At 64.6% G+C, this 9,216-nt stretch carries 9 protein-coding genes; 8 read left to right on the forward strand and 1 reads right to left on the reverse strand.

The genetic code is table 11. From position 1 onward, the window contains the following. Positions 1-87: 87 nt before the first annotated feature. The 4 genes from lnt to trmB all read left to right on the forward strand — a co-directional run bounded on the left by lnt (position 88) and on the right by trmB (position 4,289). Positions 88-1,701, forward strand: coding sequence for an apolipoprotein N-acyltransferase (lnt, locus tag MOV74_RS22520; RefSeq protein ID WP_246927025.1), 1,614 nt, complete (start codon positions 88-90; stop codon positions 1,699-1,701). Between the two features lie 222 nt (positions 1,702-1,923). After that, complete coding sequence (locus MOV74_RS22525; RefSeq protein ID WP_027546813.1) at positions 1,924-2,337, forward strand: helix-turn-helix domain-containing protein; 414 nt, start codon at positions 1,924-1,926, stop codon at positions 2,335-2,337. 84 nt (positions 2,338-2,421) lie between these two features. After that, positions 2,422-3,579: a M20 family metallopeptidase gene (locus tag MOV74_RS22530; protein WP_246927028.1), complete on the forward strand. Its 1,158-nt coding sequence runs from the start codon at positions 2,422-2,424 to the stop codon at positions 3,577-3,579. Further along, a complete protein-coding gene (gene trmB / locus MOV74_RS22535; RefSeq protein WP_246927043.1) occupies positions 3,576-4,289 on the forward strand; it encodes a tRNA (guanosine(46)-N7)-methyltransferase TrmB in 714 nt (237 codons plus the stop codon). The genes MOV74_RS22530 and trmB overlap by 4 nt, the downstream gene beginning before the upstream one ends. 125 nt (positions 4,290-4,414) lie before the next feature. Here the strand turns inward: trmB and MOV74_RS22540 are convergent, their stop codons facing one another. Continuing rightward, complete coding sequence (locus MOV74_RS22540) at positions 4,415-5,497, reverse strand: DUF2336 domain-containing protein (protein ID WP_246927046.1); 1,083 nt, start codon at positions 5,495-5,497, stop codon at positions 4,415-4,417. A 371-nt stretch (positions 5,498-5,868) separates the two neighbouring features. On the opposite strand from MOV74_RS22540, the gene rimP reads away from it, so the two are divergent. From rimP to MOV74_RS22560, 4 genes are all read left to right on the forward strand, one after another. Further along, the gene (gene rimP, locus MOV74_RS22545) at positions 5,869-6,624 is read left to right on the forward strand and encodes a ribosome maturation factor RimP (RefSeq protein ID WP_246927049.1); all 756 of its coding nucleotides are present in this window, start codon (positions 5,869-5,871) and stop codon (positions 6,622-6,624) included. A 2-nt stretch (positions 6,625-6,626) separates the two neighbouring features. Then, positions 6,627-8,237, forward strand: a complete 1,611-nt coding sequence (gene nusA / locus MOV74_RS22550; protein WP_018319418.1) for a transcription termination factor NusA — start codon at positions 6,627-6,629, stop codon at positions 8,235-8,237. Between the two features lie 23 nt (positions 8,238-8,260). After that, a complete protein-coding gene (locus MOV74_RS22555; RefSeq protein WP_246927052.1) occupies positions 8,261-8,944 on the forward strand; it encodes an RNA-binding protein in 684 nt (227 codons plus the stop codon). Positions 8,945-9,014: 70 nt separating this feature from the next. Next, positions 9,015-9,216: translation initiation factor IF-2 associated domain-containing protein (locus MOV74_RS22560; RefSeq protein WP_246927054.1), on the forward strand; the 202-nt coding region annotated here is incomplete at its 3' end.

The raw sequence follows: 9,216 nt of genomic DNA on the forward strand, positions 1-9,216 counted from the left end.
CCGGCGTCGCGAGGCCGCGCCGGACAGCGGTCAATCGCCGGCCAATGACACGCCCAGCCCGCCGCCGAGCGACGGGACCGGCCAACAGTGAGTCCGTTGCAGCGACTTCGGCAGATTGCGCTTGCCATCATCCTCGCCTGGGGATGGAAGCGCGCCGTCATCGCCATCGCGGCCGGAGCACTGTCGGTGCTGGCGCTGGCGCCGTTCAACCTTTTTCCGGTGCTGTTCATCACGTTTCCGGTGCTGGTCTGGCTGATCGACGGCACCGGGGCCGGACGATATGGCGGCGTCCCCGCTGCAGCCTTGACCGGCTACTGGTTCGGGCTCGGCTATTTCGTGCCCGGCCTCTACTGGATCGGCTACGCCTTCTTCGTCGATGCCGATGTGTTCGCCTGGCTGACGCCGTTCGCCGTGCTCGGCCTGCCGGCCTATCTGTCCATCTTCACGGCCATAGGCTTTGCGCTGGCACGCGTGCTCTGGACCAAGAACGCCACGCGCGTGCTTGCGCTCGCGGCAAGCCTCACGGTCAGCGAATGGCTGCGCGGCCACGCCCTGACCGGCTTTCCCTGGAACGCGTTTGGCTATGCGCTATCCGAGCCGCTGCCGCTGGCACAGACGGCGTCGCTGATCGGCCTGTGGGGCATGACGTTCCTGACGGTTGCGATCTTCGCGAGCCCCGCGACCCTGATCGACCGTACGCCCGATCGCCGCCTGCAATGGCGCGTCCCGGCAGCCGCAATTGCGCTCTTAATCGTCATGAGCATCTTCGGCGCGATCCGCCTGTCGCTGCATCCGACCACGATGGTCGCAGGCGCCAAGCTGCGCCTGATGCAGCCGAACCTGCAGCAGGACGCGAAATTCAACTACGCCGCCAAGGCGGAGGTGATGAAAAAATACCTGGCGCTGTCGGACCGCGCCTCCGGCCCGCAATCGACCGGCGTGCGTGATGCCACGATCCTGATCTGGCCGGAATCGGCCTTTCCGTTCTTTCTGACCCGCGAGGCCGACGCGATGGCTCAGATTGCAGACCTTCTGCCGAAGGGCACGGTGCTGATCACGGGTTCGGTCCGCGCGCCCGACCTGCCGCGGGGCACGCCGATCACGCGTGCCTATAATTCGATCTACGTGATCGATCACGACGGCAGCGTGCTCGCCGTGTACGACAAGTTGCATCTGGTGCCGTTCGGCGAATTTCTTCCCTACCAGTCTTTGATGGAGAAGCTCGGTTTCGAGCAACTGACGCGTGTGCGCGGCGGCTTCATTCCCGGCACGGTGCGGCATGCGCTGCCGGTGCCCGGTGCACCGCCCGCGCTGCCGCTGATCTGTTACGAAGCCGTCTTTCCCGGCGAAGTGGCCGGACGCAATGAGCGTCCGGGCTGGATCGTGAACCTCACCAATGATGGTTGGTTCGGCATCTCGACCGGCCCCTATCAGCATCTGGAGCAGTCGCGGATGCGCGCGATCGAACTCGGATTGCCGCTGGTTCGCTCCGCCAATACCGGCGTTTCCGCAGTGATCGATCCGGTGGGCCGCACCGTCGCCAGCCTCGGTCTCGGAATCGAAGGCATTTTGGATGCAAGCCTGCCCGCCGCGATCCCGCCGACCGTCTACGCGCGGGTGGGCGACGTGCCCGCCGCCATGCTCGTCGCGCTAGCCGTGTTTCTCGCCGTCCGGCGGCGTGTCGCCAAGCCGCATCGCTGATTGCAGCCTCGTCAGCAACGCGGCCGGAAACTTTTGACAACCGCAGTCCCACGGTTGACAGACTGCACGCGGGCTCCCCATTCTGCACCGGCTGCAAAAGACAGTGGTGCGTTGCTAAATTTCTCCGCAATGTTTCCCAATAAGAGGGTTTGATTTGACGATGCTTGCACCTGAGGCATTCCCAAAGATTGCGCTGAGGGTGGTGTTTGGAGGGCTGAGGAAATGTCGAAAGCGCCCAACCCTGTTGACAAATATGTCGGCAGTCGCGTGCGTATGCGCCGCATCATGTTGGGCATGAGCCAGGAGAAGCTCGGTGAAGCTTTGGGCCTGACTTTCCAGCAGATCCAGAAGTACGAGAAGGGCACCAACCGGGTCGGCGCGAGCCGAATCCAGCAGATCGCCGAGATTCTCCAGGTACCCGTGTCGTTCCTGTTCGAAGGCGGTCCAAGTGGCGTGGCGGGTCCGAATGGCTTCGCCGAAGGCGCCTCGCCCTCTTACGTGTCGGACTTTCTCGCGACCTCCGAAGGACTTGCCTTGACCAAGGCGTTCACGCGAATCACCGACTCGAAGATGCGCCGCTCGATCGTCGATCTCGTCGAGCAGATCGCGGCTCGCGAAGGGCCCGACAAGCGCTGACGCCGCCTCAATGGCGATTTGAGACCGCGTCAAATCTGGCCTATGTCGTCATTTGTGGCCGCGCCTTGATGCGCGTCCGCTTCGATGATGCGATTCAAAGGCACAGATGCGTCCATGGCCAGCTCAAATTGGTTCGATTCCCAAACTATTCTCGATGGCATCCGCCGCTGGGTGGAGGTCGAGACGCCGACGGAAGCGCCTGAACAGGTCAACAGGCTGGTCTCCATGGTCGCGGACCAATACCGCGATCTGCCCGTCACGCTCGAGCGCATCGCCGGCGTCGATGGCTGCGGCGATCATCTCCTGGCGCGGTCGAATTGGGGCCTGGACCGGCCGGGCATCCTGGTACTGAGCCACCTCGATACCGTTCATCCCCTCGGATTTATCGAGCGCCTGCCGTTCAAGGTCGAAGGCGACGTCGCGTTCGGTCCGGGCATCTACGACATGAAGGGCGGCGCCTACATCGCCCATCACGCCTTTCGCGTGCTGTGCGCGACGGCCGAACGCTCGCCGCTGGGCATCACGCATTTGTTCACCTCCGACGAGGAGATCGGCAGCCCCACCTCGCGCGCACTCATCGAGACCGAAGGGCGCAAGGCCAAATACGTGCTGGTGACGGAGCCGGCACGTGACGGCGGCAAGATCGTCACCGGACGCAAGGGCGTCGGACGCTTCCGCGTGTTCATCAAGGGCGTACCGGCGCATGCCGGCTCCCGGCCCGAAGACGGCCGCAGCGCCGTCCGCGAACTCGCCAACGTCATCCTGGCGCTGGAAGGGATGAACGACCTCGAGCGCGGCGTCAGCGTCAATGTCGGTGTGGTGCGCGGCGGCACGCGCCCCAACGTCACGCCGGAAGAGGCCTATGCCGAAGTCGATCTGCGCGTGCTGAGCCTCAAGGACGCAGACGAGTTCGTCAGCAAGATCCTTGGGCTGACGTCGAAGACCGAAGGCGTCACCGTCGAGGTCACGGGCGGGCTCAATCGGCCGCCTTACGAGAAAAGCAATGCAGGCGCCTCACTCTACGAGCATGCGAAGACGGTTGCCGCCGAGATCGGCTTCGAATTGATCGACACCCATACCGGCGGCGGCTCGGACGGCAATTTCACCGCCGCGCACACCGCGACGCTGGACGGACTCGGCGTCGACGGCAAGGGCGCCCACACCCATTATGAGCAGCTCTATGTCTCGTCGCTCGCGCCGCGCGCGCGGCTGCTCCATCGCCTGTACCAGACGCTGCGATGAGCGAGCGCAAATCAGACCCCGGTCGCGAGGACAGCGAGCGCGCCTTCTTCGGACGCCGCAAGGGCCACAAGCTCAGGCAGCACCAGGCCGAGCTGGTAGATCATCTGCTGCCGCATCTGGCGCTCGACATCGACGGTGAAACGCCGGCGGACGCCCGCGAGATCTTTGACCCCGCAGCCGAAGATGTACGGCTCGAGATCGGCTTCGGCGGCGGCGAGCATCTCGCGGCCGAGGCGCAGACCTTCGCCACGACGGGCTTCATCGGCTGCGAGCCTTATGTCAACGGCATGGCAAAGATCCTCGCGCAGATCGAGGCCGCCAACATCGGCAACATCCGCCTGTTTGCGGGCGATGCGGCCGAACTGCTGGCCTGGCTGCCGAAGGCATCATTATCCCGGATCGACCTGATCCATCCCGATCCCTGGCCGAAGCGGCGGCACTGGAAACGGCGCTTCGTCCAGGACAGGACGATCGCCGCGATGGCGCGCGTGCTGAAGAGTGGCGGCGAATTCCGCTTCGTCTGCGATATCGACGATTACTGCGCCTGGACGCTGTCGCATCTTGCGCGCTCGCAGGATTTCGTCTGGCTTGCCGAACGCGCCGACGACTTCAGGCAGCCATGGGACGGCTACACCATGACGCGCTACGGCCGGAAGGCCGCCCGCGAAGGGCGCAAGGCGGCTTACTTGCGGTTCAGGCGGGTTGGCTAGCCGTCATTGCGAGGAGCCCGCGACAACTTGCGAAGCAATTTGCGCTGGCGACGAAGCAATCCAGAGTGCCTCCGCGGAAAGATTTCTGGATTGCTTCGCTTCGCTCGCAATGACGGAGAGTGACGCTAGATCGTCTGCCGGTTGCGCCAGAAGTTCACGACGCGCTCGGCGGTCGTCGGCATCAGGCGCGTGAAGTTCACGCGCGCGGCCTCGATGTCGGCATCGGCCGGCGTGCGGTGCGGACCGTACCAGAGCAGGATGAGCGCGCGCACCGTCGGCCAGCCCAGATTCAACACGCGACCGATAATGAGAATCGGATCGTAACGGTCGCCTGCGACCAGGCGGTCCAGAACCGAGAGACGGACGCCGGACATCGCCGAGAGCGAAGCGATCGATTCTTCGTATTTGTGCGCCTTGGCAAAGCCCAGCAGCGCGCTCTCGCCGAGATGGCCCTCGCGATGCAAGGTGAGCACCGTGCGCTGCGCCCCTGAGAAATCGCGCCGCGGTCCCGGCGGCAGCGCGGCCTCCTCGATCGCCGCCATCGCGCGCTTGATCTCGACCTGGCGCGCGGGGTTGACCACGCTGGAGAGTCGCCGGCGGATGACGTCGAGCGTCCCGTCGAGAAGCTCTTTCAGGTGCTCGCCCGAAAGATCGCGGCGCTGACCGATCTTGAGTGTCAGCACACCGTCCTGCGCCGCGCGCTTGATCATCTCGGAATAGCTGCCCGGCGAGAACACCGCACCGGCATTGGCCGCGGCGCGGCGCACCACGTCGCGATCGCCGCGCTCGACCAGCACGTCGGTGATCTCAGCCGACAATGCGGGCCGCTCCGTCATCGCCAGCAGATGGCCCTGGCCCTTCAGCCGTGCGATCTCGACCAGAGCGGAATCATCGAGCACGGGCGAGCGGCGCAGCACGGGAGCTGCCACCATGATCTCGTTTTCGCGCGCGAGTTGATTGACCAGATGCGGCGGCGCGTTGGTCAGATGCGAGAAGCGCTCGGCGAGGTCGACGCGCGAGGCGAGTTCGGCATGCGGCACGAGATCGATCAGGAGATTGTCGAAGAGATCGATGAGCTCGGGACGAAGATTGGCGGAATCCCGGAAGAACAGTTCGGAGATGGCGCGCGCGATCTCGCCGCGTCGGCGCGGGTCGCCGCGTTTGACGATATCGTCCAGTCCGGGAATGAGCGACGTGGCAACGGTCATGTACGCAACTCGATCAGGGCACGCCGCGGGTGCGCCCTTGGTCCAAGCCGCCCCACAATCAGGGAATTTAGCCTCCCGAGGTGAAAGAAGCGTTAGGCCCAGGACGCTGCGAATCGGGCGCAAAAAGCCCCCTTTGACCCGCGATGGGCCTTGTCCACGGAGACAGAAAGCGCTATATCAGCGCCAATTCATCTTCTCATACGATCCGCGTAGTGAGAGTGGGCCCGAAAGGACCCGCTCTTTTTTATTACCTGAACGCGGCTTGGCGGAAGATGCGGCCCGACGCGTGTCGGGAGAGTTCCGAAGCGGGCTTTGAAGTCTTAACCAAGCCTTAACCCAAGCCTTATCCAACGAGCGCCTTGACCCCTGATATGTCCGAACCGAACCCTGGTTCCACCGATGCCGAATTGCTGGCCGAGCCGAGGCTCGTGGTCGAGCCGGGCGCGGCGGCACGGGTGTCCGCGGTCGCAGCGCCGGTGCTGGAGGGCATGGGCTACCGCCTGGTGCGGATCCGCATTTCCGGCGAAGCCGGCTGCACCGTGCAGATCATGGCCGAGCGGCCGGACGGCTCGATGCAGCTCGAGGATTGCGAGGCGATCTCGCGGGCGCTATCGCCCGTGCTCGATGTCGCCGACCCCATCGATCGCGCCTATCGGCTGGAAATCTCCTCGCCGGGGATCGACCGGCCGCTGGTCCGTCGTTCCGATTTCGAGCGCTATTTTGGCCATCTGGTGAAGATCGAGATGGCGGTCGCCCATGAAGGGCGCAAGCGGTTCCGCGGCAGGATCGGGCCAGTCGAAGGCGATCGCGTTCATCTGCATCGCGACGACGTCAAGGCGAGCGATGATCCCGATGTGCTCCTGACGATGGAGGATATCGGCGAGGCCCGGCTGGTGCTGACCGACGAGCTGATCGCGGAATCGATGCGCCGCGGCAAGGCCGAGGAGCGCCAGATGCGCAGGGATCTCGGCCTCGAGCCGCCGCAGGCGCCGCACGCCAAGATCAGCGAAAAGACCACCAAGAACACCAAGCCGAAGAAGAAGCCGGCCCCGACCAATACCAAGAAGCATCGCCTGGCCGCCGAACGCGCGCGACGGGGCGAGATCGAGCCTGACGAAGGAGACTAGCCATGGCAGTCAGCGCCAATCGACTTGAATTGCTCCAGATCGCAGACGCCGTCGCGCGCGAGAAATCGATCGACCGCGGCATCGTCATCGCGGCGATGGAGGATGCCATCGCCAAGGCCGCGCGCGCACGCTACGGCAGCGAGACTGACGTTCACGCCGAGATCGACCCGAAGAAGGGCGAGCTGCGGCTGTCGCGCCACATGCTGGTGGTCGAGAAGGTGGAAAACCATTCCAACCAGATCTCGCTGGTGGATGCGCAGCGCGCCAATCCCGGCGCCCAGGTCGGTGACACCATCGCCGACACCCTGCCGCCGCTGGAATATGGCCGCATCGCTGCGCAGTCGGCCAAGCAGGTCATCGTGCAGAAGGTGCGCGAGGCCGAGCGCGACCGGCAATATCAGGAATTCAAGGACCGCATCGGCGACATCGTCAACGGCGTCGTCAAGCGCGTCGAATATGGCAGCGTCATCGTCGATCTCGGCCGTGGCGAGGCCATCATCCGCCGCGACGAGATGCTGCCGCGCGAAGTGTTCCGCAACGGCGACCGCGTCCGCGCCTACATTTTCGACGTCCGCCGCGAGACCCGCGGCCCGCAGATCTTCCTCTCCCGCACCCATCCGCAATTCATGGCGAAGCTGTTCGCCCAGGAAGTGCCGGAGATCTATGACGGCATCGTCGAGATCAAGGCGGTCGCCCGCGATCCGGGCTCGCGCGCCAAAATCGGCGTGATTTCCCGCGATTCCTCGGTCGATCCGGTCGGCGCCTGCGTCGGCATGCGCGGCTCGCGCGTGCAGGCCGTGGTGAATGAATTGCAGGGCGAGAAGATCGACATCATCCCCTGGTCGCCCGACATCGCGACCTTCGTGGTCAACGCGCTCGCGCCGGCCGAAGTGTCCAAGGTCGTCATCGACGAAGACCGCGAGCGCATCGAGGTCGTCGTCCCGGATACCAACAACCAGCTCTCGCTGGCGATCGGCCGCCGCGGCCAGAACGTGCGTCTGGCCTCGCAGCTCACCGGCTGGGACATCGACATCCTGACCGAGCAGGAGGAATCGGAGCGCCGCCAGGCCGACTTCGAGAACTCCACCCGCGTCTTCATGGAATCGCTCAACGTCGACGAAGTGGTCGGCCAGCTGCTGGCGTCCGAAGGCTTCACCTCGGTCGAGGAACTCGCCATGGTGGACCTCAAGGAACTCGCCGGCATCGAGGGTTTCGACGAGGAGACCGCGCAGGAGCTGCAGAGCCGTGCCCGCGAATATCTCGAGCAGCAGGAAGCGGAGATCGAGGCCAGGCGCAAGGAGCTCGGTGTCGAGGACGCCGTCAAGGACGTGCCCGGCGTCACCTCCAAGATGCTGGTGAAGTTCGGCGAGAACGACATCAAGACGGTCGACGACCTCGCGGGCTGCGCCACCGACGATCTGGTCGGCTGGACCGAGCGCAAGGAAGGCGGCGAGCAGACCAAATTCCCGGGCGCGCTCGACGGTATCGATATCTCCCGTGACGATGCCGAGGCGATGATCATGCAGGCCCGCGTCAAGGCCGGCTGGATCACCGAGGCCGATCTCGCCAAGCCCGCAGAAGAGGCTGAGGCGACCGAAGATCAGCCGGCTTAAGGGCGAAGGAGGATGTCGCCCGGATGCTCACCGATACTGACCCCGAACTTGACCATGGACCGCGGACCGAAAGGTCCGCGACCATGCGGATGTGTGCGGTCAGTCGGCAGGTCCGGCCGATCGACGAGCTGATCCGCTTCGTCATTTCGCCGCAAGGCGACGTGGTTCCAGATCTCAAGCGCAAGCTGCCCGGACGCGGCATGTGGCTCACCGCCTCCCGCGGGGTGGTTGCGGAAGCCGTGCGGCGTCACCATTTCGGTAAGGCCTTCAAGCGCGAGCTGCGCATTCCCCAGACGTTTCCTGCTGACATCGAGGCGCTCCTGGTCCGGAGCGTGACCGAGGTCCTTGGGATCGCGGCCAAGGCGGGCCAGATCGTCGCCGGTTTCGGCAAGGTCGAAAGCGCCCTGCGGGAAGGCACGGTCGAGGTCCTGATCCACGCCAGCGACGGGGCCGCGGACGGAATCCGCAAATTGGACACGCTGGCGCGTCAAAATGACGGAAATCGCGGCGCCAAGCCGCAGATTCCCGTCGTTACCGTACTGAAATCGGTAGAATTGGATTTGGCACTTACCCGGTCAAATGTGATACATGCTGCCCTGCTCGCGGGCCCGGCGAGCAAGTCATTCCTGTCACGTAGCCAGATGCTGGTCCGATACCGGATGGCGGACGCTGACAAGACTGCCGAAAAGCCCGGCCAGGATTTCTGAGAGACAACGACGACCCAATTGGACGGTGCGGAAACGCACAACACTGATAAATCAGGATTAGGACTGCTGAATGGTTGATACCAAGACCCCTGGCGACAAGAAGCTGAGCGTTCCGAGCAAGACGCTATCGCTCAAGCCGCGCGTCGAAACGGGCACTGTGCGCCAGAGCTTCAGCCATGGCCGCAGCAAGCAGGTCGTGGTCGAGAAGCGCGGCAAGCGCCGCATCGACGGCACGCCCGAGCCGCAGGCTGCCGAGGTTGTGAAGCCCGCAC

The sequence above is a fragment of the Bradyrhizobium sp. SHOUNA76 genome, from assembly GCF_023006445.1.
Classification (GTDB): Bacteria; Pseudomonadota; Alphaproteobacteria; order Rhizobiales; family Xanthobacteraceae; genus Bradyrhizobium.

Coding starts and splice junctions, on each gene's coding strand:
- MOV74_RS22525 (WP_027546813.1), top strand. CDS start 1,924: ATGTCGAAAGCGCCCAACCCTGTTGACAAATATGTCGGCAGTCGCGTG.
- MOV74_RS22530 (WP_246927028.1), top strand. CDS start 2,422: ATGATGCGATTCAAAGGCACAGATGCGTCCATGGCCAGCTCAAATTGG.
- trmB (WP_246927043.1), top strand. CDS start 3,576: ATGAGCGAGCGCAAATCAGACCCCGGTCGCGAGGACAGCGAGCGCGCC.
- MOV74_RS22540 (WP_246927046.1), bottom strand. CDS start 5,497: ATGACCGTTGCCACGTCGCTCATTCCCGGACTGGACGATATCGTCAAA.
- rimP (WP_246927049.1), top strand. CDS start 5,869: ATGTCCGAACCGAACCCTGGTTCCACCGATGCCGAATTGCTGGCCGAG.
- nusA (WP_018319418.1), top strand. CDS start 6,627: ATGGCAGTCAGCGCCAATCGACTTGAATTGCTCCAGATCGCAGACGCC.
- MOV74_RS22555 (WP_246927052.1), top strand. CDS start 8,261: ATGCTCACCGATACTGACCCCGAACTTGACCATGGACCGCGGACCGAA.